Here is a 22958-nt window from a genome sequence, read left to right on the forward strand (position 1 = left end):
TTCTTAATCTGTAAGGGTTGCCGTGATGTAAATCTTTTCAACAGCTGCCACCGGCTGAATCGCAAGGGTTATTACAACAGCATTGATCGCTTCACCTGCTTCCACAACCACATCATCTGCCACAAAGTTCTGAATACCTCCGTTTGCCTGGATCTCGTTTAAGTAACCCACGATCCAAGCCTTAAGTAAATCCCGGCCTGCGGCATTGTTCTGGATTTTACCTATGTAATTCTGCGAAAAGTTCTTATAAACGTCATTAGCAACGGTATCCATGGTACGGATCACCTGATTCAGGCCAAATGCTTCGCCCTTATCTGGTGTGTAAGTGGTCAATGTATTGATATCCGATACCACTTTTACACTGCCAAACTCTTCGAAAAATACAATCTGACCTTTGTTCAGAGCTTCATCAACTTCCGATGCGGTCAGACGAGGGGACACATTCACAGCGTCCGGATACTGTGCAAATACCAGGGACTCACTGTAATTCACCCCGGCCTCTGCTCCGCCAACCCACCAGGTTGTCTGCTGGGGAGTAAGTGTGGTTCCGTCTGACAATTCAACTCCGTTTCTCACGGAAATTACGGCGTCAGAATTGCTCTCAACACCCGTCATGACGGCCTGACACTTCTTACCCAGATTATCCCGCAACCTCTTAATAAAAGCCACATAAGCGGCCTGAACGGTGTTGTCGGCTCCATCGTAAATAAGGATATTAAAAGTATAAGGCTCTAACGCTGTCAGGAACGTAGAATACGTGGCACTGCTTACCGTTCCATCTTTTCCTCCAGTTAAGGAAGTTCCCGCGCTGGCCGCTAAAACTCCAGTTCCTGAAAATACTACCCAGTCATTGCTCTGCAAGTCTACTACGGCCTTTCCGGTCTGAGTATGTTTTACGGCTCCATCAACAACGGTCTGCACTGTGAAGCCTCCTTCATTGTCCGGATCCGCAATAACAGTAACAGAAATATCATTACCCCTAACACCATTGTACTTTGCAGTGACTATAAGCGACTCAATGGTTGCGGCTGCCTTTGCTGCGCCTGCAGTACCCGGACGGTATAACATGACCTTCACCGGCCCCCTTGTGTGTCCGGATCCTTTAAAAATCTCTCTCAAAAACAGAGCCTTATTACTGGTAGAATCATAGCCGATGTATGGGGTAAAATCATCACCGATATTAATCGTCATGAGCTCCCCTTCCGGGCCCCAGGACAACGGCTCACAGATAGCAACAATACCACGATCCCCTACACTGACGGCCTGTGCCATGCTTGATTTTACATTGATATACACGCCCGGCTGCTTTTTGTTTTGACTGGTCCATGTTCCTCCGGCCATCTATTTTCCCTCCTTAAAAAACTTATTTAAAATTTCTTTTGCTTCTTCCACGGTATACTCCGGATCAGGGAGCAGCGCCCTGGCAAAATCCTGCTGATAACTTGAAAAAGCTTTACTCTTAAGCAGGGATTCTGTCTTATACTTAACTGGTGTCTTTTTATTTGGCATCCTGTTTTATACCTCCTTTATAGGTTTCTACTGATTCAATCGGTGGCGTGTTATCCGGATAGGAAACGATGGCTTTAACTTTAAACTGGTAATGCAGCTCCCAGTCATCAATCTTCCATTCCCGGTCAAAGGTCCGCAGCTTACCGTCCATATACGGAATAAATTCAAGGGCATAGTCCAGCTTATCAGCGACAGACACCAGCTGATCGTGCGCATCTGGATCATTTCTTTCAACGAGGTAGACAATATCTATTCCGATATTCCGCATGAAGCGGCGCCCTACCCGGTTTTCTGTCTCAGTCGGCATGAAGAATATAAAAAAGCAAGGGATCTCTGTCCCCTGCTGATTTGGATTACTGTATACCTGGATATCCGGATAATTCTCATTCAAAGCTCCAGCTATGGAGTCTGTTAAACTTTCAAGTGTAAATGTCATTTAAAATTCTCCTTTGTCCGCTTATCAAGATCCTGTTTTACAACATTTTTATACCGCCTCACTGCCGCCTGCTTCATATACTTTCCTTTCACGTAAGGCGTCTTAGTTCCCACCGTAATACCGCCAAGACTGGGATCTACTTTTTCAAGCATACCCCCATTTACCACCAGTCCAGGTACAAAGTGCTCATCCATTCGGTGACCGTCATTTACATAGGAAGAATACCCCATGTTATTAGCAAGAGTGGTGCGGGCGCTTCCTCCGGTCATAACTGGCTTTGTAACGCTATCCAGCTCCCATGCCTGGGCCATGTCTCCTGATCGGGTACCGGTTCCGGATATAGCGGATCCATTTGGCGGTGTTAATTCCGTAGCCCGTTCTACTGCTGCGATCGTGGCCCCTTCCATAACCTCTGCCATGATCTTAGGTACGTTCTGCCCCTGCTTCCGGAGCTGTTCCATGCGCTTCCTGGTTGCCTGACCAAAGGTTGACAAATCAATCCCTCCCCTACTTAATTACTTCGTCCATCAACAGGACGGCTTCTTGATGCTCTAATCCGGAAAGCACTCCGCCAACCGGATCATAATAAGGCTGCGGGAGTCCGGCAAAGTACCGTTCAGGCTCCCGGTTGCTTCCCAAGAGCCCACCCCTTACAATCATAAGCATATCCCCCGCCTTTAAGTCCACGGTCACATCACAGGCCACCTTATCCGTGGCAGTAGCCGTGGCTGCTGTCTCTTTCCATGAAGGACCATTTCTTTTCGTACTGTAAACCCGGCATGGAATGCCCTTGTAAAGTTCTTCCCGTTTCTTTTTGTCAATGTTGCCGACTTTATAACTTACATTTCGGGAAATGCTCATAGAATCCGTATACCAGTTTTCAAAGATCGGATTGTCAAATAACATACATTCCCCCCATTCCAATCATGCGGGCCATGGTCACAAGCTGCTGACCGTACTGGGTAGCGTTCCAAGCTCCCCATTTGGCACTTGCTTCTGTTATGGCCTCATTGTCATAGCTGATTGTCGTATCTCCCATGGTAGCCTCTTTTACAAGACCAGTCTGCTGACCGGTTGCGGCTGCTCTGGCCGGAGTGGCGGATCCGTCAGAATAGGTCTTTAAGTATAGCGCCGAGAAGTGGGCCACATAAAGCCCGGCTGCGTATCTCCATATTTCGCCGTACCGGCTGTGCAAAATACTTGCATTAGCGTTGTTAATGAATACCTGCAGCATGGGATCAGGAACCAGACTTATGATCTGGTTCTCTTCTTCCTCTCCCTGGCTGTTCTGCTTTTTTGTGAACTGAGGAAAATCAGTCAGGAACATTTCCTTCGTATAGGTTCCAAGCTCACCCGGTTGCGGCATGTTGGCCGCTGCGGACATTAAACCATTAAACTGCTCAGACATGCCGTGTCCTCCTTATTCTTCCCGCTTGTCGGCGGCATCCGCCTTTACCTCAGCTTCCGCATCTGCCTGCTCCAATGCTTTGTCCTTCTTAGCTTTAGGAGTGGCAATGGACCCGTCTTTAATGGCGGCAAGCACCAACCAGTGCTTAGCCACCCAAGCCGGGATCTCTCCAATATAATCACGAGGGATAAGAAACTTCTTCTCTCCCTCGCAAATCTCAAAGTTCTTTTTACTGTTTATAAACATAATAGCCCTCCTTAAATTCCGTCAACGTAGCGCATGATGTTATCATAAAACAACTGCACTTCTGATAAGTTAGCCAGGTATGCGGTATCATAGCAGACATTTGCTGCATTCGGCTGCGTCATGGCCCTGTTAAGTGGTGCCAGTTCGTCCATAGCCATAAAACGCTCTGTATTAATGTAAACAGCCATTCGATCAGTACCGCCGACACCAGCCCCCTTACACCATGAAGTTGCTCCGATGTAAAGATCGACTCCATTTTGTTTTGAAACATTGTTTTCCATAAGGAATGTAAGAATCGTTTTCTCTGCCAGCTCGGAAACTCTGGTTGTTGCAAGATAATTAAACTGTTCATATGGCATCAGGATATGATTTGGAATTGCGCTCCGATCATTCTCTGATGCGTTCCAAACTGCAAGAATGGCATCATTAATATCCTGTAAAATCTGGTTAGGAGTTTTACTTCTAAATGCCGTTGAATTACCGGTGCCCGTAGAAGCTGCGTTTGCAACTGTTACATTCGGGTTATTGATAGTACCGGTAGAACCATACTTTTTAATTCCAACATATCCATTAGCATCTAAATGCTTATCATAGGTCATTCTGACGCCATCTCTTAAAATACTATCATAGCTACGCCCAGTCATGTTTCCACGTTGCATATCTACAAAACCAACCCGGCACCCTACACTAAAAATGTGAGTTTTAAAAAGCTCCTTGTCAAAATTGGCCTGAACCATTGGAATGCCATTTGCTCCGCCTGCATGAACCGGACCGTCCTCGCTACCTCCAGCAACTCCATATTCCACATTCATGGCAGAAACATATTCAGCCCAACCACCACCAACGCGGATAGGAATATCACGACTGTATGTAAAACTGGTAAGTGGCTGTCGAATCATATTATCTCTTTTTTCAAGTTCCGACTGCAGGAAGGCTCCGCCGCTCGCAATTGCGGCCGCGTCCATTGCCTGGTATCTTTGGGGAGCCGCAGCTCCGGTTGATGGGGCTGACACCACGCCTGCATCAAATGTTCCCATGTTCTTATATTTCATATTGAATTGTCCTCCTTATGCTCTGTTGCAGGATAAAATCCTGATTTCTGCTACGCCGTTGGCGTCCTTCTCTCCGCGCCATTCGCAGTTTGTTAAAGCCACTGTTTTTCCTGTATCCGCTAAAGCTTCAAAACCTCCAACAATACCCGTTGGAATGGCTTCATTAGCCACTGTTCGGACATACACTTTTCCACCCAGTTTCGGGCTACCTACATTGCAAAGCACATTAATACATCCGCGCTTAAAAGTACTGGTTGCCTCTCCTGGCTCATACTGTCCTGCGGACTGGGATAAGTACGATGTGGCTGACTTAAACTCCCTGGAAGCCACACCTACAAAGTCAGTAGCGGTATTGCTGGCCCCAAAGGCTACAACATTGCTATTGCTATCATAGACCAGAGGTGTACCAAACTTTACAGCATCGGCGTCACCAAGCGAGTGAGTATCAATAATCATATCCGGCTGCCTGGAATAATCTCCGGCGTATCCGTGTGTCATGCTCTTTCCAATAACCTGTCCTCTCATTATTTCTTACCTCCATTCTTGTGTGGGTTCATTGAATCATAGGCCGCCTGACAAGCGTCCAAATCAATACCTGGTTGCTTATCTGTCAGTCTGGCTGCATTCTTCTGGGTAGCAGCCGCGATCTTTGCGATATCGCTTACGGTACTTCCATCTGACAAGCAGGCGATCAGTGAATCCGTAACAGCCTTTTTGTCGGCTGAATCTTTGATTCCTGCGATCACAGGGCGAAGCTGTTTGATTACTTCTGCCATGACAGCCTTATCCGCTGTGCCGGTAGCCTTGTCAAGTTCCTCCGCAGGAATCACCCTTGCCTCCGCACTGGGAGCCGGTTCCTCATTTTCACCAGTAAGTGACTTAATTAAGCCGTCCAGCGGATCCTGATCAACTTCCGGCTCCTTCTTTGCAGACAGTAATTCCATGAGTTTATCCAATTTTGCATCCAGGCTGGAAAAGTCCTTTACCTCCTCTTTTTTCCCTTCTTCCTTTGCAGGAGGGGCTGCGGGCTTTGTCTCTTTTGATTCTTCCCCCAGGGCTTCTGCAGCATCGGCGGCCATGGACTCCAGTTCCTCTGGAGAGGCATCTTTGGCCGCCTGGGCAAATAACTTAAACAATGAACTCTTTTTCATAATATCTTTCCTTTCTGGCCGGTCGGCCTCTATCTTTTTTACTGAATCTAAAATCGCAGCATTCTTCCCGGCCCTGCCCCGAGTTACTACGGCCACATGGTTTCCCCGAATATCGTGCTGCGAATAGGTTCCATCTCCATTATCAGAGTAGCTGCACTCATATCCGCAGCTGATCTCCCTCTTACCTTCCTGTACCTCTCGGATCAGGGTTTCATCCTGAACATGTAAATCAGCTACCATGTGACCCTCCCACGGCCCCTCACCTTTCCTTACGTTCTGAGCGTGGCCCTTTGCGTAAAGGCTGTATGTTTCTGGCGTCAGAAGCTCTGGCGGGTGTTCGTTGGTTACTGGCTTCCCCTCAAAGCTGGAAAGAGCCGCCTCGGAAAACACTTCTTCCGGAGCACGTAATACTTTAACCATTTTGGAGGAACTTCCGTCTACTCCTAGCTCACTTTCCAGGTAGTCCATACTCCCGGTCCGGGCAATGGGAACATTCCGGCAAATTAAAAAGCCCTCTCCAGTCTCAATCTGGTTAGGGCTTATGGTATATCCATAATATGCAAGCATTCCATTTCCTTTCTGTTGTGATATCACAACTTTTTAGGGTACAAAAATACCACCAGCCTTTTCTGACTGATGGTATCTACAAATTTGCTATAAACTTTTCCGCTACTTTCTGGCTGATTTCTTCCACAAGTTCCATGGTGTTTGAATTGCCAATCTTATATGGTGAATTAGCTGGCTCTGAATCATCATATCCCATGACCCTATCCATCAAGATATTATCATTATCCACAACCCAGCCTTTGCCAGGCTTATACAAATAGGGGACATACTCTTCTTCCTTCCCCAACAGATCCAAATCCTTGATGCGATAATAAGTCACACTCATTTATTTTTCACCTCTTCGATATTTGCTGGTATCTCCATGCCTCGTGACTGCTCCATCATCTTTCTTCTAAGTGCAATAGCTTCAGGAGAAGAAGAGTTTAACAACCTCCAGGCTTCATAATCCTTATGCATTCGATCCTTCACTCCATAGCTTTCAGGTGTGTGGAATTGAACTTCAAACTTTTGGAACTTCTGGCTCTCCGGAGCTCTGAATGTACAGTTAATGCCATTATATGGATTTCCTTTGTTCAGCCAATGATTCTTAACTTCTACAATCTCATATCCTTTTTCCTTAAGAGCTTTCGAAATACTTTTATATGAATCTGCAAGTGATAATGCATTATCCTGATAGGTATACCGTATTACATCATCAGTGGAACTAATGGTTTCTTTTATCCTTTGAGGATCAAGACTATGCCCGCTTTTTGTTCCCACTTTTCGCAGGAAGGAATCTTTTGCTTTTAACCGGTAATCCAGGCCCACCATAGCCACGCCGGTATCGTTGGATATCTTCCTCAGATCGGCGGTGATAACCGGTTCCTTAAGGATTATCTTATTATAAGCATTGGTCTTACGGTACAGCGCCTGAGCACTCTTCCAGTCCTCACCATCATTATACTTTAATTCCCGGAACTTTTCAAAGCTTTTCGGTACATCATTTCCAAGTATCGCCCGGTACCGCTCATGCTGCTTATAATCACTAAGCAAACTTTGCCGGTTGCTGATCTTTTCCTTGTAAGCCGCGATCTGTTTCTTACTTCGGGGATCCTCTGTGACAGGGTTTTTGCTGAAACTTGAAAAGTCCTTATCCTTCTGGATCTGTGCCTCGCTCTTACCGATGGTAGTGTACTTGACCAGGGCATGAAGACAGTTCGGGTGGATATTTAAGTAAGTATTGCTTAAGTCATTGCCACCGTTGGGATCAATCTTTCCAAAAGCAGAAGCAAGGGGTGGGTAATCCGGGTTTGTGCCGGACCGGCTGTAAACCCTTCCTTCAAGAGGTGCACATATCGGACAGGTGCTGCCGATCTTAACAATACGGTATAGATCATGATCCCGATCGGCTGTTAATATGGCGGATACTTCGGCCTGTCTGGCTGTTGACCTGGTGGCCATGTTGCAGTAATCCTGTAGACCCCAATTGCGTCCGGCTTTATCGGTAAAGGCTGTTATATTCTCAGACCGCAACTCCCGGGCCATACTGGCCGCTGCTTTGCCTGAGCCGTACCCTGCGGCCCTTGCCTCTGCTACTGATTTCAGGGCGGTTTCTCTCACCTTGCCCGCTTCTCGCCTACCGATCTGAAAGGAGTCTTCTATATTTTTCTGTGCTGTGATAGAAGCCTCTACAATATCACCCAGCAAGTTATTAGATAGCTGCTGCACAATTCCCAGCTGAGAAGCGGTAAGCCCGGCAGCGTTCTTGTAACCATTTACCGCCGCTTCCGATTTGTAGAAGATCTTTTCGATCATGGCCGGAACATAACCCCAGCTCTCGTCTACCATCTCCTGTAGGATCTTCTGGGTACGATTTAAGGATGCCACTTCTGCATAATCAACATACCCTTGATCGCGCTTCCGGTTTATCTCTGCGATCAGGCGCTGCTCTGTTTTCAAAAATAGCATTCTGAGATAAGCCGTTTCATCCTTACTGCCAGGAGGGCGTATCATCTGCGGCATTACTCGTCACCCTCCTCGAATGTCCTCGGAAGCGTGATCCCTGCCAGGGGATCCTGCATTGCCTTGTAATCTGAATAAGTCTTTCCCTCTGCTTTATTTATGGAATCGTCGGAGATCGTGCTATACATACCGGTTTCGTTTGAAAGTGCCTTAAGCTCTTTCTGGGCGGTAGCGGCGTCGATCAGATCGCTTTGATATACCGTCACGATGGACTGCGTCTTCTTCTCTGCAATGTCAGCGATCTCGCTGGAATCCGGCGTCTGCAATGGTGGAAAGTCAATGTCCAGATCATCAGGAACAGCTCCCCAGGCTGACAACAGTATAACCGGTAGTATCTTTTCAAGTAATAACCGGAACTGGTTTTCTCTCAGGCCGTCAATATAATCATAGTAATTATTCATGTCACTTTCCCCGGTAGAATTCATACCGGCAGGCGAACGTCCGAACAGTTTTGTCACCGGCGTTCTGGCAGCTCCTGCAACGTCCATCATCACCCGGTCGTACACATCGGGAAGTCCTGTGAAAGTATACTGGGTGTTATGCATAACATCACCCTTGTTTACCAAACGGGTTCCGAAATTGCTTTCCAATACGCTCTGAGCCTGCATTGTCTGCCAGAATCGGCGCTGGGCCTCTGCATTATTAACTGCAAGCATTTGATCCATGGAATCCGTTTCCATGTAGTTCATATTGGCCCGAAACGTAAGCGCTGCAATGTTGGAAGAAACATTGTCCCGTTTTACCACCTCACTGTATATGGCCTCAATCTCCGATTCTCCCCAGTACTGCTCTGCTATCCTCTCATTGTAGGGGAGCTCCCTTCCTGTAAACCGTATCACCCGGCTATGATGTACCGTGGACACCAGGGCCCCGCTTTCCTCGTCTCGTATCGTGTAATAGGCCGGGAGTCCAAAGTCAGGATCAGACGGATCTGTGACGATCCCCATTTCCGGGTAGATACCGCTCCACCTATCAAGGATCTGCAACCCTAGAAATGTTCCAGGAAGGATCAATCCGTAATCCAATGGTTGTGATAGATCGTCCTGGCCTTTTACCATGATGATCGCTGCAGCTCCTCCATAAAGCCTACCCCAGTACATTCCTTCAAGGATTGACTTTCTCAAATGTACCTTTCTTTCAAGGCGTTGCAGGGCATCAATTCGCTCCGGTGCCACGTTGCTCTTTACTGTGTACCACTTTCGGATCATATCCTCCGGAATGGTCGATATGATGTTCTGGATAATCCAGTTATCACGGTACAGACTGGTAAGCAGCTGATAATTCTGCGTCATGCGGGTAAGCGGGTACTGTGTGGCCTGTAAAAGATCCTGCGTTCCATAGCCCAACCGTGCGATCGGGTTTGAAAATGCATCGTTTACCTGTATTCTATTTTCTGCCCGCTCTCTCTGCGGACGGTTTCGTTTTGGTCTTGCCATAAGTCCTCCTATGATTTCACTGCCATTGCCATAACTAGCACCAGGGTGCACCAGAATACCACTCCACAGATATCTTTCTTTTTCCACTAGTACCACGCTGCTATCATATCAACGAACATTGCAACTAAGCACAAATAATTTATCATTGAACATTCCTCCTCCATTTTGGCAGCTTGGTCATGCAAAAATAACGCAGAGCATCCGGGCCATGATCCAGCTGCTTGACTGGCTTCTCGTCTCCGTGCTGCGCTGCCTTATCGTCCCACACATAGGACCGTAACTCCGTAATCAATCCTGCACAGCGTTCATGTACCTTGATCTTTCCAGACTGAAACAGAGCTGCAACCACTCGGATTCCATCAAGTACTTCATTGTCTGCAGGCTTAACAATGTAGCCCCGGCCTTTCAGTTCTGCAATAAAGCTGGCCGCCGATGGATCCGCTACAATTTCACACTGCAGATCCGGATTATCACCCATGAAGGCCGCCATATCATCACCGTACTGGCTGTCTGTCTTCTGGCCTTCCTTCTGGCCTTCCTTCTCCGCCCGGCTGTCCCACCGGTATTCACGGTCTACCCAGATAATATCTCCAGCATCGTAAATATCCAGGAATACACACGGGTTTGTGGTTCCGTAGTCCAGGGCAATCGTACGGGTGGACAGATACTCCAATCCTTTGGGCCGTGTCTCATCGTTATAGATGTTGGCCGACTTAGTAAACATGGTATAGATAAGTCCTTCGGCAACCGCCCACAAGCCCTTGATATATCGCAAAAAAAAGACACCGGCATACATGCTGCGGTATCTCTTCTTGATTTCTTCGTCTAGGGATAGATTGTCATCCATGGTAAAGTGAAGGTACAATATGTTCTTGACTTCCTTGTTTGAATCTCTTAACTCTTCGGCTTTCTTCTTCCCAAGGTATCCGATGGATTTATTGATCCAGTTAACTTTAAACCAATGCATGGGGCCTGCGGGGTTGCAGTTAAACCAGAATTTTGATCCTTTGACAGAACAGCGCCCGGTTGCCTGATTAACAAAGGATTCCGGCATCAATGCAACTTCATCAAGGAATACCCCGGCTGCCGTAAGACCCTGGACCAACTCCTGGGATCCTTCATCTTTTCCACCAAATATATGGAAATAGTTGGTGACGTTTCCCCTCGTCACTTCCAGCATGTTAGGCGTCTCACCGGATATATGATAGACATGCTTATACCCTCGGCTGCTTAACATGGACCTTAATGTTGTAAGTACGTTACGCTGGAAGGAACTAATTGTTTTACCCGCCATGATGAAATCCTGTCCATTAAATGAACTCATAGCCCACATGACGTAAGACAGGGACATAGACACTGTTTTACCGGATCTGATCGCACCATCTGCGATAATACCATCCATATCCTTAACTGCGGAATTCTTCGTCCACCAGTTCAATACCATTCTTTGCTTGCGGGAAAAGGGTTGAAACTTAAATATCGGTCTCTTCTTCCTCTTCATCCTCATTATCTTCCCAATCCTCCCAATCCGTTGCAGCTGATCCGTTTAACGCATCTAAGAAACCATCGTCCTCCACTTCTCCTTCATCATCAAAGCCCATCTTAGCTTTGGACGCTGCCATTCGCAGGTTCTGTTCTTCCTGATCTGCATCTGTCTTTTCAGATTGGCCGGAATACTTCGCAATGGCTTCATAGGCTTTTACGTTACCCTTGGCAGCCTCTTTGATCATGGCGGCATTAATCAGCGATTCCAGGGTGCTATCAAGGCCCAGGGCTTCTAGGAACGGGGACCATTCAGGACTATATATTTCAGCAGTGAGAAGGGCATTCAGCGTCTTGCGGAAGTCTGCCTTTTTCCTCCTGACTTCACCAGAAGCTTTTCCACCCGCTGATTGAATTCTCCTCTGTTCAACCTCTGTTCGTTTATTAAACGGAATTAAGTTTTCATGTCCACGAGCCAACCACCTCACCTTCCAATCTGGCTGTTTATATATGTTAACCCCATAGTTTAAGATTGTATATTTTTTATTACCCCTAAACCGCCAAGCAATGATAATATTGAACCTAGAAATCTAAATTTTATAATTGACTGTTCCAAGTAAATCAAATATACATTCGTATCCATACTGCCGCCATTAATTTGCATAATGCTTGACATATTAATAGTACCCAGCTTGATACTGCCAAGTAATATTACTATACCGATAACGAAAACTGTTCCAAACCGTACTATTATATTTTTCATAAATTCCTCCTATTTTTTCTTCCATCATATCATCGACCAGTATAAAAGAAAACACCCATCGACCAAAAATCGACAGGCGTTTTCAAAAAGGAGAAAATCAGGAATCAATCGGAACACCCAGACTTGAACTGGGATTTCCCTAAAAGTAGGGCGTTCTGCCACTAAACTATGTTCCAACGCTGATTTTTGTTTAGCTTTTAAACAGATGCTCAAAGAAACCAGGAAACAAAGAACTGTATCAATCAGCTGCCAAGCTGTTACACCTGGCAGCCGTCAAAGTTAAGCCATTACTGTAATGTCTTGCTTGGTACACTATCAGTAATGCTTTATTCGTATTTAATACAATAAAGAACTGCTGTGTTGGTTGGGCGAGACGTATATGTACCTACACCTCCAGTATCATTTCCAATAGCACTTTGACCATAGTTTCTCCAGTTGACTCCCAAACGATAACTATCTACTTCGGTCTGTGTTTCTGTAGTATTCGAATCAACTGACCTACTTTGAAGTAAACGGGTGGAGCCTCCGTATGCCATTAGGCCTAAATGATTTGTTGCTTTCTGATGTGTACCTATATCACCTGAAAGTTTTTCTGTTTTATCTCCATGATATCCTCTTAAAAATTCGTTTCTTAAATCAGGTACGGCAAAGGTTGTAGTTCCGTCACCTCCAAAAAAATTATAAGTACCAAATTGATCTCTAATGAATTGTGAAAACTCTTTGTAATCAGCAATATTATAAATAGTTCCGTCGCATATGAAGTAATGCTCGGGAGCACTTGTTCCCATATATGAAATTACGGTTCCAACTGGTGTGCTATCATTGCCATTACCATTGCTATTACTATTACCATTGCTATTACCATTACTACAACACCCACAGTTAATTGTAATACAACTCTTTTTATCTTCGCACATATAATTTACCTCGCTTTTGTTTTTTTAATAGCCTTCTTTTCAAAATCCATACAAATATTGCAGCCATCATGCTTACAGCCGACAGCCGCAGGGGGCATTACTGTTTTGTGTATTCGATAATTACATAGGCTGTAACTCCTGAGAAAAGCCCATCATTGTTAAGGAAATGGTAAAAGATGTTGCCATTATTATTGTGATAAAACAAGTTCACTGCGCCAAACAAACCATTGGTTCGGTTATAGGACGTTTGTAACATGATCTGTGAATTACCAACTCCATCCACCAAATTTCCGTACAGATTGACCACCTTATCAATCTTGAGATCAGAAACATTTGCAAAGACAATACCATTGCCACTATCGTTAGCGAGTTTTCCCTGAATAACCTTCCGGTAAACCGGCTTCCCATCCACCCAAGTGCCAATCTCAACCTCATCAAAGGAATAAACTTCTTTAGAATTACCATCACATTCTGCAAGTTGAATGCAATATTTTTTATCTGTCATAAATAAATCCTCACTTTCATTTGTTTTCATTGTTACACATATTAACCGGTATCGTATGTTTCGTTAATACAATCATGATATAACTATAATAATGCTCCAAATGTAAAACGTCAAACTTTTTTCGAACATATGTTCTAATATTGTTTGCGATTAGCTGTTAAATCAATACGGCCCCTGAGTTGTTGCGCTCAGAAGCCGTTAAAGGGGGATTACCAAATTTATACAATTTTGGATATTACTATTATAACTCTGCTATATTGACTTTACAATGACAGCATTCTGACACACATTGTCAAGCCCTCAATCAAGTATGATAGCATCTGCGCCAAACAGGTAAACACTTAAAATATTCGTAAGTTCCGAAACCCAACGCCATACGGTCCTGTCTGCACAATTCAATTCTTCTGCAATATCCTCTGGAGACATACCCTCCAGATAGAAGCATCTAAAAGCCTTATACTTTTCAGGAGCCCCTTTTCTGACCATCTCCTCTTCCAGAAGCTTCAAGCATTTATCAATATGCGCAATCATGACGATACTCCGAAGCTTGCTTTTTATGATGCTGTTTATGTAGATATCCTCTGCCGACAGCTCCTCCAGTTCTTCCCCATCGTCCACATCTGACAGCTCCGACACACCCTCATGGACGCTCTGACAAATCCGGTTATAGTTTTCCATCAGCTTCTTGGCGTTTTGAAATATCTTTACCCGCTTATTTTTCTTCTGGGACTTTTCAAATTCCTTCACGGCCTCAAGCGCCGCTGTTTTTGCTAATTGCTCTGCTGTCTCTTTATTCATCCTATCACCTCCCTGATGCCAACATCTTCTTTTTCATCCTGTTCTTCTTCTGCCTTAATAACTCCGTATATGTCATGGTCACTGACCTCTTTGGTTCTTTCTGGCTGACCATCTCCACGATATGAGGGTATTTCTTCACTACGGTTACCTTTTCTGATGTAATCCGTGTTCCCCTGACAAAGTCCCTGCGGAAACTCTCATAGACAAATCGGGCCCCGATCTTCAAAGACTTCTTAAATTTCTCCAGATCCCGTGCCGTAATATCTGGATCCTCCTGGCTGGTTTCAGTTTCCTTAGATACGCCTGTCCCCACTGTCTTAAAAGTATACCTGCCACCGTAGGCTCTCGCCTCACGGGCATAATCCCTTATGGCCTGCCGGGGGATGGACAGTGCTTCTTCCCACTCCTTGGTGGTACGTTCCCCTAGCAGTTTTCCATCTTCATACACTGCATACAAATTTTCAAATGCCATGATCCATCTCCCCTTTCTTCATCGGCGACTCCCGTAGCCCCCGATCCGAACACAAACTCGTATATGTATAAGCCAGATTTGTTGCTGAGAAGGTCATGGCAGGCTGCGCTTTTACTGCTATAGCAGCCTCTGCCGTGGTGATCCTCTGCGCTTGTACATACTGATTCCGGCGCTCTTTTGATGATTTTCTCAATCTACACCCTCCTCATGAAAATATCAGTTTTCCCGAATAAGCTCACATACTACATTGCCATATTGATCAGTTACACAATATATCCCATCTGAATAAGCAAGTACATATTCGGTATTGTCACTTGCACTCTCACTCCACTGCCCTGTATTTTCAGTAGGTTGCATATCAATTAAATTGCATAGCATATTTGCCTTTTCAACCGGAATGCTACCAGTAAATGCCTGTGCTGCTACTTGCTGTTTGAATTTATCTGCATCGATTAATCTCATAGAGTCCCTTTCTCCTGGTATTACAGGAAATGTCAGTTTTCCTTACTTACAATATTTATACTTTTCGGCTGAATATCTCTTATCCCGCGCTATCTGACACACACCATACCGTTTTGCAGTAATTCCACAGCAAGTGCATTTATAAGTGTCATATATTTGTCCGGCTCTACGTATGGTTACAAGGTTTTGTTTCTCCCATGAGTGTTCCTTTCTACTCTCTCCGTTTTCCACCAAAACAGTAACGTCGAGTAATTCTCTTGGGCTTTCCTTGGGTCGCAATGTTGCATTGAAATTATTTATAAGATTTTCAGCATATGCCTTTTCTGATACTGAGTTGTCAATTTCGTAAGTCTCCTCAATAACTTGCCCGCTCTCAATAATCTTGGTCTGCATTTTAATTTTTTTCATATTTACCCTTTCTCCCGGTACTCCGGGAAATACTAATTTTGTAAACAATCTTAATGATTGGCCTACTATCTTTTTAAAATTTGTTATAATATAATTGTATTAAAGAAAATTTCAGGAGGCCTCCCATGTTCAGTTTTTTAGCATTGATTGTTCCAATACTTGAAATATTTAAGTATGTTGTATATGTCATGGTTTTCCTATGTTGCATAAAGTATCTAAAAGAATAATATCCTCTCTCCCTCCGGCCCTGGCACTGCCAATCAGGCCGGAAAGTTATGTAATGCCGAACAATTACTTAATCAATCACCAAGAATCTCCTTCACTTTTCGCAACTGCTCCAAAGTATAATTCCTGCATTTGATCCATGTTATATTGCTGATCCATTTTGAAAGCTTACTTTGTTCAATGTAATTATTTGCATCTGTTATTGAAGCACAAAGGTAAGTTATTTCGCCATAATCAGTATTTTGAACCAATCCGAAACAAAACCTTTCTTCATGCTCATATCTGTATCCATTATCAATGGTCACATATTTGCGTCCCACTGCTTTTACCGTTGATTCTCTGATCTCTGGTTCACAGTTCCTACCTTCATACATATTGAGGATAAAAACTTTTTGACCTACATCAAATTCTTTCACTATCACTTTTTCTTTCCTCCATTAAATCCGGGTTTACGTAGCAGGCATCAACGTCGATGCTCCTGCTTCCTGGCCTGCCTCTGACTCCAGCCTCATCTGCTCCACCAGCTCAAAATTCATCCACAAGGTTTCTACCCTCCGCAGGTTATTCTGCGCCCTGGCCGGCATCTGTAACTTATACCAGTCTTTCAAATACCGTTCATACAGCTCACAGTCATATCCGGAAAGCATGATCTTGGCCCGGCTGTGAATACTTATATCCAACATTTCCTCATGACCCTGATCAGACATTTCGTGCCGGTACTGCTTCCGACCTCGTGTGGACCATACATAGGGCGGATCCAGGTAGATCAGGACATTCTCATGGTCAAAGGCTCTGATCAGCTCCAGCGCTGGTCTGTTCTCTATCTGCACACCTTTCAGCCTAACGGCTATTTCTGCCAGTGCTTCCGGAAGCTGATTCCAATACCGGACAGCATAGGCAGCTTCTCTGCCGTAAATATCTTTCTTCCACCCGCATTTCTCCGTCAGCCTGAATCCGTGGCTCTGCATGGATCTTACTGCAAAGTATCCGGCCTGCTCCACTGGGGACTTAGGCACGCTTGTAAAGGTATCCTCATAGACCTGCCTGGAATACGGCGTATATGTAAGCCAGCTCTGCAACTCTTGACAGCTTTCCGGATTCTGTATCACCCGGAAGAAATTCACCACATCACCGTCAAGATCATTTACCGTCTCAATCCTGGAAGGGGACTTTGCGAAAAAGACAGCCCCTCCACCAAAGTAAGGTTCCAGATAACTGTGGTGCTCTGGCATATTCCCGATGATCCAGGATGTGATCCGTTTCTTGCTACCAGGATAATGTAATAATGATTTCATTTGCTTAATCCTCACATGCTTCTAGCTCTTCGATCTTCTGCGCCAGATTCATTGACTGAAAATCCTTTTTAGGATACTGCTGATATGTATTTTCACAGCATCTACCCTTCACATACAGGTTGTGGTAATGCAGGGCTAGCCCTAACGGAATATCTCTGTGTTTCCCTGTTAATGTGATCTTGCTTTTATCACTATAAACAATTTTAATCTTCCACATAATTTTCTCCTTATCTTTCCGGCATCTCAAATTCACTTTTTCCAAATGACCTTGCTGAATAAATCTCCGCCATAACTTCTGCAGCTCTCTGCATACTGTCATACCGCCCCAGTTCTTCATGCTTTCTACGATCTGAATCCGGTGTACACTTTACTACGGTTCCTGAGAATTCCACTTCATGAGTGAAATGTTCATTTCCTTGCTGATCTATAATTTTCATTCTCGCCTCCACATTCTCTGTCCTAACTCCGCTATCATTTCCGCCACCAGCTGCTCCATGAAGGGATACTTCTTCATCAGGACTACCGCCCAGGTATTCATGCGTTCCCACTCATCTGAATGCCTTGGAAGGATCTTCCCCCGGTAATTGAGCCAGAACTTGTTATACACCTCTTCAAAGGCTTTCTGTACTTCCTTATCCGTCATAGGCTCTCCACCTTTACATAGATCCCGGGGAGGTCCGCCCAGTACTTTTCAATCACTTCCGACGCCACCTGCGCATCATCCTTCCAGAAGTGCAGCTCCGTCATAACGTCCTTAAGAAGCTTTACCAGATTGTCTGTATCAGGCTTGCTGGTCTTATACTCCCCGTTCTTATGTTTGCCAGTAACAGGGAAGCACCACCACGTTGTCAACCTCACCGGACCGGTGAACCTTTTCTCCGGGACGTGCTGCCCCAGGTGCGCCTGTAGCTTCGCCCTAGCCGCTTTCAGTTCGTCAGGCTCATAAAAGACCGGCTTACCATTTACAACATGTACCTGCTTCTCCTGGTGCGTCACGGTGGGAACCTTCTTCATAGCCATAAAAAAATCAGTCACCATGAAATACCTCACTCTCATATTTTTTATGAGCTGCATTAAATGCCCCCACTAGCCGTGAATCAGCGTTTTTATTTTTTAAATATCTTCTGACAGTTTTTTTCTTCTTGGCTCTCTTGGGAGAATCGGCATTGCTTTCAAAAAGTAACACTAACTTTTGAAATTGATTATTCTCTTTGCTATATCTTTTTGATAACCATTTGTAAAACGTCACTACATCACAACCCCTTTTTGTTAATTTTTTATCATAGTCTTATTTTTTGTAGTTTTGAAATTCGCCCTGTCATGGGAAGGGGAAGGGAGGGGACGGGTGTCAACTTAGACCCGTCCTTTCCTACCCCATGACCACGTGTAACGGGGGAAAATGTTATATTATAATATAGAGACTTCCCCGCACTCCGGGGATTCCTGATTTTAAGACTTCCCCGCACTTTTACCACACTAACGGGGAAGTCTGTTTTTAAGTGTTCCCCGTGTTTTACCGCTTTACGGGGATTCCTGATCATTCAGGCTTTCCCGTATCTTGCTTTTCATCACTTTTCTGAATAAGACCATCTTCAATTATGTAACCGCCATGCTCTTTTACCCTGTCTCGAACTGTTCTTTCCGAAACTCCAAGGTATTCTGCTACATCATTTACGGACGGTTTCTCTCCAAAATTGCTCCCCTCGATTGCTTCTTCCAGAGCTGCTTTTCGGTCTATTTTTCGGCTTTTGGCGTTCTTTTTGTTCTTTGCGCTTCCCCTTTGCCAGGGCGCTTGCTCCGCATCTGGCTGAATATCTCCCAATACTCCGGACTGATCCAGGGTGTGCAGCGGATAATCAAACCATAAGTTCACTGGGTCAAACTTAGAAAACTCCCTGAGAGTACCCTCAATGCGCCATGCGGTCATGCTTTTTATCTTGGCCTTAGCTGCTTCGATATTACGTTCCAAGGCTGCCATTTGCCACTTGTCCAGCTTCTCTTTGCAGTAATTGATCATCTGGAAGCTACTGCATAAATCGTCCTGGGATAGATCATCTTCCCATTTAAAATGCGCATCAAGGTACTGCCTGCAGGCGTCACATACTGCCTTATTTTCCTGTTGCTTCATCAGTTCTTCGGTTGTTTCCAGTTCAATAAGATCAATAAGCGCATCCGGGTCCCTGGCGAATACACCGGATCCGCTGGCCCGGTCCATGGACTTTTTCCCGCCCTGGCTTCCCTTGCTGTGATGATGGCAGTAAATTACCGCGACGCCCAACTCCGTACATACCTTATCAAACTGATTGCAGAAATTGGACATTTGATCAGCGCTGTTCTCGTCACCAGTGATAACCTTATAAATCGGGTCAATGATAATAGCTATGTAATTCTTCTTCGCAGCCCTGCGGATTAGCATGGGGGCTAGCTTGTCCATAGGACGGGACTTTCCTCTTAAGTTCCAGATTTCAATATTTTTAAGGTTCTTCGGCTCCCAACCAAGCGCCTGATACACATCTTTGAAACGATGGAGGCAACTGGCCCGGTCAAGTTCCAAGTTCACATACATTACTTTTCCTTGCGAACAGGCCCAGTTAAGCCACTTCTTCCCCTCTGCTATGGCAATGCACATTTCTATCTGTAGAAAGGACTTTCCTGCCTTAGACGGTCCCGCAATCAGCATCTTATGTCCCTGACGGAGCATACCATCAATAAGAATCGGCGCCAGATCAGGAAGATTGTCCCACACATCGTCTAAGCTTTCGGGGTCTGGTAGATCATCATTAATGGACTCAATCCATTCTTTCCACTCCGTCCAGCTTTCTTTTCCGATATTGGTATCAACGATAAACTGTTTCTGACTGCCCCGTATGACGCCGGGCATTCTGGACAACCTGGAAGGGTTCCGGTTCTGCTGATCAATGGCAAGTCCATTTTTCTTGCAGATATCATAGAGATAATCCACCCGTTTCCGGTACTCTTCGTAGTCCGCGGCGTCAATTCTTACAATGGCGTGAAGGCTCTTTCCGCCGCTGTGTACCAGACACGCAACTGGTAACTCCAGTTCCCGGATAATGGCGTGCTGCTTTTCAATCTCCATGGAATCCGATTCTACTAGGGCATATTTAAAGTCAGTTACATTCTCGTTTTTAGCCCCTTTTCCGTCCATGGGATTAAATCGGATCCAGGCCCCGCCCTCCGGGTCATAGTCTCCCAGCACACTGCCTATATCCCCATTGCACTGTGACAAGAGTTCAACAAGCTGTCCTGCGGTTCGTCCACAAGCTCCTTTGTCTGCAGGTACCCATTTGTTTTCATCTTCCTTTTTCCAGCTCTTTACAACATAGCCAACGTTTTCACTGGCTTCAAAAAGAGTTTCTAGGTATTTAATAATCTCCCTGGCTGGATCCCATTGCTTCGGTTCAATAACTTCGCGACCCTCCACCCAGTTTTTATCAACAACAACTCCTTCAACGGAAATAGTATCGTTCCAGTCAAGGGCTGTGCCGGGATCATAGGGAGGTGTCCACCCCTGGTCCCTAGCATATTGAACAATGGTTCCACCTGTCACCGGAGTACCGGCCCCGTGGAAGCCCTGCCATTTCTTCTCACATTCTCCTGCGTGATAGCGCCGGTCATTCATGCTCCAACGGTCCCACACATCAACGGAATACCCTTCATGCTGCAGCGCCATACCAACATTGATCCAATCCTGATAATTAAGCTCTGACGGGTCTATATGATTTAGGACCTCCATGAGGTCGTATGTACTATCCATGTTTCAAGTCTCCTTATTCCGGTATATATTCCTGCGGTATCACACCAGAAGGTGCTCCCCGCCAGCCTGCCGCTGCTATGCGGTCAATCATGTTCTTAGCTGAATCAAAGTTCCAAGTCCCCACATGCTGGAATCCGTATTTCTCCAGACAGCGGATCTGCTTTGGCGTGCTTAAGTTTTCTTCCTGCCGCCTATGTAAACGATCCAGGATGAGGCTGGCCTTTCCGGCATTGTCTATCTGATCAGGGAGGATCCCCCGCTTTTCAAGCTCTCTTTTCTGGTTATCTGATGGTGGCGCCATTTCCCAACCAAAGGCCGGGACATATCCAGATAAGTCCTCCGCCTGAATACTCATTTCAAATTGCAGAGGATCCACCAGCTTTTTCTTACGGTTTCGCATTTCCTTTAGCTGCTTTGCAAGAGCTTCCTCTCTTTGAGCGACAACATCTTCCGCCGCCTGCTTTTCAGCCTCTTCGATATCCACAGGACAGCCAGCTTTTTCTATGTTCTCGGTCATTTTCCGGGCCACTTCCTCATCCTGACAGATCAGACTCGCAGGATGGCAAAGCTCATGACGTTCGGTGTGCCATAGAAAATCCAACAGCAGTAAGTGCTCCTTCCCAGGGAATAACCGGGTGCCGCGCCCGACCATCTGGCTGTAAAGGCTGCGGACCTTTGTAGGCCGAAGTACTACGATACAGTCAACACTAGGACAGTCCCAGCCTTCGGTGAGTAGCATGGAATTGCATAGGACGTTATAATCTCCCCGATCATAAGCCGCCAGGACCTCCGCCCGGTCCTTGCTGTCGCCGTTTACCTCGGCAGCCCTAAATCCCTTTTCATTTAAGATATCCCGGAACTTCTGGCTTGTCTTCACCAGAGGAAGGAACACAACCGTTTTCCGCTCCTTACAGTACTTTTCCATTTCATCGGCAATCTGATACAGGTATGGATCCAGGGCTGTTGCCAGATCCCCGGATTTAAAGTCCCCGGACTGCATACCCACCGCTGATAAATCAAGCTGCAGGGGAAGGGTCAGGGCTTTGATTGGAGATAGAAACCCAGCCTTAATTGCTTTGGGAAGCGTGTATTCATAGGCCAGACTGTCAAAACATTCGCCCAGGTTTCTCATGTCGCCCCGGTCCGGCGTTGCTGTTACGCCTAGGATGTTAGCGCCTTTAAAATAATCTAAAATCTTTTGGTAACTGTCAGATAAGCAATGATGTGCTTCGTCGATAATGATGGTATCGAAATAATCCACCGGGAATTGTTTTAGTCTCTTTTCTCTCATTAGGCTCTGAACGGATCCAACTACAACCCGGAACCAACTCCCTAAGCAGGTTTCCTCTGCCTTTTCGGTAGCACACCCAAGGCCCGTGGCTTTTCCGATCTTATCGGCAGCCTGATCCAAAAGCTCTCCACGGTGAGCCATAATGAGCACTCGGTTCCCCCGGCGCACACAATCTTCTGCAACCTTGGCAAACACGATTGTTTTACCACATCCGGTAGGGAGGACCAGGAGCGTCCGTCTGACGCCCTTGTCCCATTCCTCAAAGATTGCAGCCTTTGCTTCTGACTGATATGGTCTAAGTTCCATAATTAAAACTTCCCTGCCTCAAATTTTTTCGGTTCATATGGAAGATACCTCTTCACATGGTTAAACTTTTTGCTTGGATCGTCTCTGCCTGGAGTTACCTCAATTGTGGCTTTTCCCTTTGCTCCAGGGACTGCTGGCCAGTTCATCCTTACCTTGCCGTCAACTTCCTTTTCACCAACGGAAAGGAAAAACTGTGCAATTTTCCACTGCATTTTATCATAAAGGAGTAAACTTTCAGTAATAAGTGCAGTTCCCTCTGGCGTTTCAATTCTCAGCTTTAATATTGCTTTGTTGCATTCCGGAGATTTATCACCGCCCGGATGTCTTGCGCGCTCAAAAGATTCTACTGTAAATTCATAATCTCCAGGAGGAAGGAGGACGAAATCCCCTCCGCCTTCTCCTTTTTCCACTTCATCATCCCAGCCTAATTCTTTTGCTTCATAATCTGCCATC

33 protein-coding genes are annotated in these 22958 nt (G+C 45.6%); all 33 read right to left on the bottom strand.

Annotated features, from left to right (window positions below; translation table 11 throughout):
• Positions 1 to 3: 3 nt before the first annotated feature.
• Positions 4 to 1341 carry a phage tail sheath family protein gene (locus tag AC27IJ_RS19385; protein WP_487150358.1) on the bottom strand — a complete coding sequence of 446 codons (1338 nt, stop codon included), beginning with the start codon at positions 1339 to 1341 and terminating at the stop codon, positions 4 to 6.
• Positions 1342 to 1509 (bottom strand): hypothetical protein, encoded by a 168-nt coding sequence (locus tag AC27IJ_RS19390; protein WP_487150360.1) that lies wholly within the window; start codon positions 1507 to 1509, stop codon positions 1342 to 1344.
• On the bottom strand, positions 1499 to 1945 hold the full coding sequence (locus AC27IJ_RS19395; protein ID WP_487150362.1) for a phage tail terminator family protein: 447 nt from the start codon (positions 1943 to 1945) through the stop codon (positions 1499 to 1501). The genes AC27IJ_RS19390 and AC27IJ_RS19395 overlap by 11 nt, the downstream gene beginning before the upstream one ends.
• Positions 1942 to 2439, bottom strand: coding sequence for an HK97 gp10 family phage protein (locus tag AC27IJ_RS19400; protein ID WP_487150364.1), 498 nt, complete (start codon positions 2437 to 2439; stop codon positions 1942 to 1944). The genes AC27IJ_RS19395 and AC27IJ_RS19400 overlap by 4 nt, the downstream gene beginning before the upstream one ends.
• A gap of 13 nt (positions 2440 to 2452) precedes the next feature.
• The gene (locus tag AC27IJ_RS19405) at positions 2453 to 2851 is read right to left on the bottom strand and encodes a hypothetical protein (RefSeq protein WP_487150366.1); all 399 of its coding nucleotides are present in this window, start codon (positions 2849 to 2851) and stop codon (positions 2453 to 2455) included.
• A complete protein-coding gene (locus AC27IJ_RS19410) occupies positions 2841 to 3353 on the bottom strand; it encodes a DUF4054 domain-containing protein (protein ID WP_487150368.1) in 513 nt (170 codons plus the stop codon). Before AC27IJ_RS19410 ends, AC27IJ_RS19405 begins: the two co-directional genes overlap by 11 nt.
• A 12-nt stretch (positions 3354 to 3365) precedes the next feature.
• Positions 3366 to 3599, bottom strand: coding sequence for a hypothetical protein (locus AC27IJ_RS19415; protein WP_487150370.1), 234 nt, complete (start codon positions 3597 to 3599; stop codon positions 3366 to 3368).
• A gap of 11 nt (positions 3600 to 3610) precedes the next feature.
• Positions 3611 to 4651 carry a DUF2184 domain-containing protein gene (locus AC27IJ_RS19420; RefSeq protein WP_487150372.1) on the bottom strand — a complete coding sequence of 347 codons (1041 nt, stop codon included), beginning with the start codon at positions 4649 to 4651 and terminating at the stop codon, positions 3611 to 3613.
• A gap of 15 nt (positions 4652 to 4666) precedes the next feature.
• Positions 4667 to 5176: a structural cement protein Gp24 gene (locus AC27IJ_RS19425; RefSeq protein WP_487150374.1), complete on the bottom strand. Its 510-nt coding sequence runs from the start codon at positions 5174 to 5176 to the stop codon at positions 4667 to 4669.
• Positions 5176 to 6369, bottom strand: coding sequence for a DUF2213 domain-containing protein (locus AC27IJ_RS19430; RefSeq protein WP_487150376.1), 1194 nt, complete (start codon positions 6367 to 6369; stop codon positions 5176 to 5178). The genes AC27IJ_RS19425 and AC27IJ_RS19430 overlap by 1 nt, the downstream gene beginning before the upstream one ends.
• A gap of 76 nt (positions 6370 to 6445) precedes the next feature.
• Positions 6446 to 6694 (bottom strand): hypothetical protein, encoded by a 249-nt coding sequence (locus tag AC27IJ_RS19435; protein ID WP_487150378.1) that lies wholly within the window; start codon positions 6692 to 6694, stop codon positions 6446 to 6448.
• Positions 6691 to 8370: a phage minor capsid protein gene (locus AC27IJ_RS19440; RefSeq protein ID WP_487150380.1), complete on the bottom strand. Its 1680-nt coding sequence runs from the start codon at positions 8368 to 8370 to the stop codon at positions 6691 to 6693. Before AC27IJ_RS19440 ends, AC27IJ_RS19435 begins: the two co-directional genes overlap by 4 nt.
• Positions 8370 to 9806, bottom strand: coding sequence for a phage portal protein (locus AC27IJ_RS19445; protein ID WP_487150382.1), 1437 nt, complete (start codon positions 9804 to 9806; stop codon positions 8370 to 8372). Before AC27IJ_RS19445 ends, AC27IJ_RS19440 begins: the two co-directional genes overlap by 1 nt.
• A gap of 142 nt (positions 9807 to 9948) precedes the next feature.
• Entirely contained in the window at positions 9949 to 11307 is a 1359-nt protein-coding gene (locus tag AC27IJ_RS19450) for a PBSX family phage terminase large subunit (protein WP_487150384.1), read from the bottom strand.
• Positions 11279 to 11767, bottom strand: a complete 489-nt coding sequence (locus tag AC27IJ_RS19455; RefSeq protein WP_487150386.1) for a hypothetical protein — start codon at positions 11765 to 11767, stop codon at positions 11279 to 11281. The genes AC27IJ_RS19450 and AC27IJ_RS19455 overlap by 29 nt, the downstream gene beginning before the upstream one ends.
• 47 nt (positions 11768 to 11814) lie before the next feature.
• Positions 11815 to 12051, bottom strand: coding sequence for a hypothetical protein (locus AC27IJ_RS19460; RefSeq protein WP_487150388.1), 237 nt, complete (start codon positions 12049 to 12051; stop codon positions 11815 to 11817).
• Positions 12052 to 12377: 326 nt separating this feature from the next.
• Complete coding sequence (locus AC27IJ_RS19465) at positions 12378 to 12968, bottom strand: phage tail protein (protein WP_487150390.1); 591 nt, start codon at positions 12966 to 12968, stop codon at positions 12378 to 12380.
• A gap of 97 nt (positions 12969 to 13065) precedes the next feature.
• Positions 13066 to 13473, bottom strand: a complete 408-nt coding sequence (locus AC27IJ_RS19470) for a hypothetical protein (protein ID WP_487150392.1) — start codon at positions 13471 to 13473, stop codon at positions 13066 to 13068.
• A 300-nt stretch (positions 13474 to 13773) separates the two neighbouring features.
• Positions 13774 to 14271 carry a helix-turn-helix domain-containing protein gene (locus tag AC27IJ_RS19475; RefSeq protein ID WP_487150394.1) on the bottom strand — a complete coding sequence of 166 codons (498 nt, stop codon included), beginning with the start codon at positions 14269 to 14271 and terminating at the stop codon, positions 13774 to 13776.
• Between the two features lie 4 nt (positions 14272 to 14275).
• Positions 14276 to 14743, bottom strand: coding sequence for a hypothetical protein (locus tag AC27IJ_RS19480; RefSeq protein WP_487150396.1), 468 nt, complete (start codon positions 14741 to 14743; stop codon positions 14276 to 14278).
• The gene (locus AC27IJ_RS19485) at positions 14733 to 14936 is read right to left on the bottom strand and encodes a hypothetical protein (RefSeq protein ID WP_487150397.1); all 204 of its coding nucleotides are present in this window, start codon (positions 14934 to 14936) and stop codon (positions 14733 to 14735) included. The genes AC27IJ_RS19480 and AC27IJ_RS19485 overlap by 11 nt, the downstream gene beginning before the upstream one ends.
• A 23-nt stretch (positions 14937 to 14959) precedes the next feature.
• On the bottom strand, positions 14960 to 15205 hold the full coding sequence (locus AC27IJ_RS19490) for a hypothetical protein (RefSeq protein ID WP_487150399.1): 246 nt from the start codon (positions 15203 to 15205) through the stop codon (positions 14960 to 14962).
• A 42-nt stretch (positions 15206 to 15247) separates the two neighbouring features.
• Positions 15248 to 15613, bottom strand: a complete 366-nt coding sequence (locus AC27IJ_RS19495) for a hypothetical protein (protein ID WP_487150401.1) — start codon at positions 15611 to 15613, stop codon at positions 15248 to 15250.
• Between the two features lie 299 nt (positions 15614 to 15912).
• On the bottom strand, positions 15913 to 16260 hold the full coding sequence (locus tag AC27IJ_RS19500) for a beta barrel domain-containing protein (protein ID WP_313152805.1): 348 nt from the start codon (positions 16258 to 16260) through the stop codon (positions 15913 to 15915).
• 27 nt (positions 16261 to 16287) lie between these two features.
• Complete coding sequence (locus AC27IJ_RS19505) at positions 16288 to 17133, bottom strand: DNA adenine methylase (RefSeq protein ID WP_487150403.1); 846 nt, start codon at positions 17131 to 17133, stop codon at positions 16288 to 16290.
• A 4-nt stretch (positions 17134 to 17137) separates the two neighbouring features.
• Positions 17138 to 17350, bottom strand: a complete 213-nt coding sequence (locus AC27IJ_RS19510; protein ID WP_487150405.1) for a hypothetical protein — start codon at positions 17348 to 17350, stop codon at positions 17138 to 17140.
• 10 nt (positions 17351 to 17360) lie between these two features.
• The gene (locus AC27IJ_RS19515; RefSeq protein WP_487150407.1) at positions 17361 to 17570 is read right to left on the bottom strand and encodes a hypothetical protein; all 210 of its coding nucleotides are present in this window, start codon (positions 17568 to 17570) and stop codon (positions 17361 to 17363) included.
• Complete coding sequence (locus AC27IJ_RS19520; RefSeq protein ID WP_487150409.1) at positions 17567 to 17776, bottom strand: hypothetical protein; 210 nt, start codon at positions 17774 to 17776, stop codon at positions 17567 to 17569. The genes AC27IJ_RS19515 and AC27IJ_RS19520 overlap by 4 nt, the downstream gene beginning before the upstream one ends.
• Entirely contained in the window at positions 17773 to 18171 is a 399-nt protein-coding gene (locus AC27IJ_RS19525) for a RusA family crossover junction endodeoxyribonuclease (RefSeq protein ID WP_487150607.1), read from the bottom strand. Before AC27IJ_RS19525 ends, AC27IJ_RS19520 begins: the two co-directional genes overlap by 4 nt.
• Entirely contained in the window at positions 18161 to 18382 is a 222-nt protein-coding gene (locus tag AC27IJ_RS19530; protein ID WP_487150411.1) for a YozE family protein, read from the bottom strand. Before AC27IJ_RS19530 ends, AC27IJ_RS19525 begins: the two co-directional genes overlap by 11 nt.
• A gap of 288 nt (positions 18383 to 18670) precedes the next feature.
• Positions 18671 to 20908, bottom strand: coding sequence for an AAA family ATPase (locus tag AC27IJ_RS19535; RefSeq protein ID WP_487150413.1), 2238 nt, complete (start codon positions 20906 to 20908; stop codon positions 18671 to 18673).
• Positions 20909 to 20921: 13 nt separating this feature from the next.
• Positions 20922 to 22505, bottom strand: a complete 1584-nt coding sequence (locus tag AC27IJ_RS19540; RefSeq protein WP_487150415.1) for a DEAD/DEAH box helicase — start codon at positions 22503 to 22505, stop codon at positions 20922 to 20924.
• A gap of 2 nt (positions 22506 to 22507) precedes the next feature.
• A complete protein-coding gene (locus AC27IJ_RS19545) occupies positions 22508 to 22957 on the bottom strand; it encodes a hypothetical protein (protein WP_487150417.1) in 450 nt (149 codons plus the stop codon).
• Between the last annotated feature and the right edge of the window lies 1 nt (position 22958).

The sequence above is a fragment of the Lacrimispora sp. YZC11 genome (assembly GCF_057543815.1).

Coding starts and splice junctions, on each gene's coding strand:
- AC27IJ_RS19385 (WP_487150358.1), bottom strand. CDS start 1,341: ATGGCCGGAGGAACATGGACCAGTCAAAACAAAAAGCAGCCGGGCGTG.
- AC27IJ_RS19390 (WP_487150360.1), bottom strand. CDS start 1,509: ATGCCAAATAAAAAGACACCAGTTAAGTATAAGACAGAATCCCTGCTT.
- AC27IJ_RS19395 (WP_487150362.1), bottom strand. CDS start 1,945: ATGACATTTACACTTGAAAGTTTAACAGACTCCATAGCTGGAGCTTTG.
- AC27IJ_RS19405 (WP_487150366.1), bottom strand. CDS start 2,851: ATGTTATTTGACAATCCGATCTTTGAAAACTGGTATACGGATTCTATG.
- AC27IJ_RS19410 (WP_487150368.1), bottom strand. CDS start 3,353: ATGTCTGAGCAGTTTAATGGTTTAATGTCCGCAGCGGCCAACATGCCG.
- AC27IJ_RS19415 (WP_487150370.1), bottom strand. CDS start 3,599: ATGTTTATAAACAGTAAAAAGAACTTTGAGATTTGCGAGGGAGAGAAG.
- AC27IJ_RS19420 (WP_487150372.1), bottom strand. CDS start 4,651: ATGAAATATAAGAACATGGGAACATTTGATGCAGGCGTGGTGTCAGCC.
- AC27IJ_RS19425 (WP_487150374.1), bottom strand. CDS start 5,176: ATGAGAGGACAGGTTATTGGAAAGAGCATGACACACGGATACGCCGGA.
- AC27IJ_RS19430 (WP_487150376.1), bottom strand. CDS start 6,369: ATGCTTGCATATTATGGATATACCATAAGCCCTAACCAGATTGAGACT.
- AC27IJ_RS19435 (WP_487150378.1), bottom strand. CDS start 6,694: ATGAGTGTGACTTATTATCGCATCAAGGATTTGGATCTGTTGGGGAAG.
- AC27IJ_RS19440 (WP_487150380.1), bottom strand. CDS start 8,370: ATGCCGCAGATGATACGCCCTCCTGGCAGTAAGGATGAAACGGCTTAT.
- AC27IJ_RS19445 (WP_487150382.1), bottom strand. CDS start 9,806: ATGGCAAGACCAAAACGAAACCGTCCGCAGAGAGAGCGGGCAGAAAAT.
- AC27IJ_RS19450 (WP_487150384.1), bottom strand. CDS start 11,307: ATGAAGAGGAAGAAGAGACCGATATTTAAGTTTCAACCCTTTTCCCGC.
- AC27IJ_RS19460 (WP_487150388.1), bottom strand. CDS start 12,051: ATGAAAAATATAATAGTACGGTTTGGAACAGTTTTCGTTATCGGTATA.
- AC27IJ_RS19465 (WP_487150390.1), bottom strand. CDS start 12,968: ATGTGCGAAGATAAAAAGAGTTGTATTACAATTAACTGTGGGTGTTGT.
- AC27IJ_RS19470 (WP_487150392.1), bottom strand. CDS start 13,473: ATGACAGATAAAAAATATTGCATTCAACTTGCAGAATGTGATGGTAAT.
- AC27IJ_RS19475 (WP_487150394.1), bottom strand. CDS start 14,271: ATGAATAAAGAGACAGCAGAGCAATTAGCAAAAACAGCGGCGCTTGAG.
- AC27IJ_RS19480 (WP_487150396.1), bottom strand. CDS start 14,743: ATGGCATTTGAAAATTTGTATGCAGTGTATGAAGATGGAAAACTGCTA.
- AC27IJ_RS19490 (WP_487150399.1), bottom strand. CDS start 15,205: ATGAGATTAATCGATGCAGATAAATTCAAACAGCAAGTAGCAGCACAG.
- AC27IJ_RS19495 (WP_487150401.1), bottom strand. CDS start 15,613: ATGAAAAAAATTAAAATGCAGACCAAGATTATTGAGAGCGGGCAAGTT.
- AC27IJ_RS19505 (WP_487150403.1), bottom strand. CDS start 17,133: ATGAAATCATTATTACATTATCCTGGTAGCAAGAAACGGATCACATCC.
- AC27IJ_RS19510 (WP_487150405.1), bottom strand. CDS start 17,350: ATGTGGAAGATTAAAATTGTTTATAGTGATAAAAGCAAGATCACATTA.
- AC27IJ_RS19515 (WP_487150407.1), bottom strand. CDS start 17,570: ATGAAAATTATAGATCAGCAAGGAAATGAACATTTCACTCATGAAGTG.
- AC27IJ_RS19520 (WP_487150409.1), bottom strand. CDS start 17,776: ATGACGGATAAGGAAGTACAGAAAGCCTTTGAAGAGGTGTATAACAAG.
- AC27IJ_RS19525 (WP_487150607.1), bottom strand. CDS start 18,171: ATGGTGACTGATTTTTTTATGGCTATGAAGAAGGTTCCCACCGTGACG.
- AC27IJ_RS19535 (WP_487150413.1), bottom strand. CDS start 20,908: ATGGATAGTACATACGACCTCATGGAGGTCCTAAATCATATAGACCCG.
- AC27IJ_RS19540 (WP_487150415.1), bottom strand. CDS start 22,505: ATGGAACTTAGACCATATCAGTCAGAAGCAAAGGCTGCAATCTTTGAG.
- AC27IJ_RS19545 (WP_487150417.1), bottom strand. CDS start 22,957: ATGGCAGATTATGAAGCAAAAGAATTAGGCTGGGATGATGAAGTGGAA.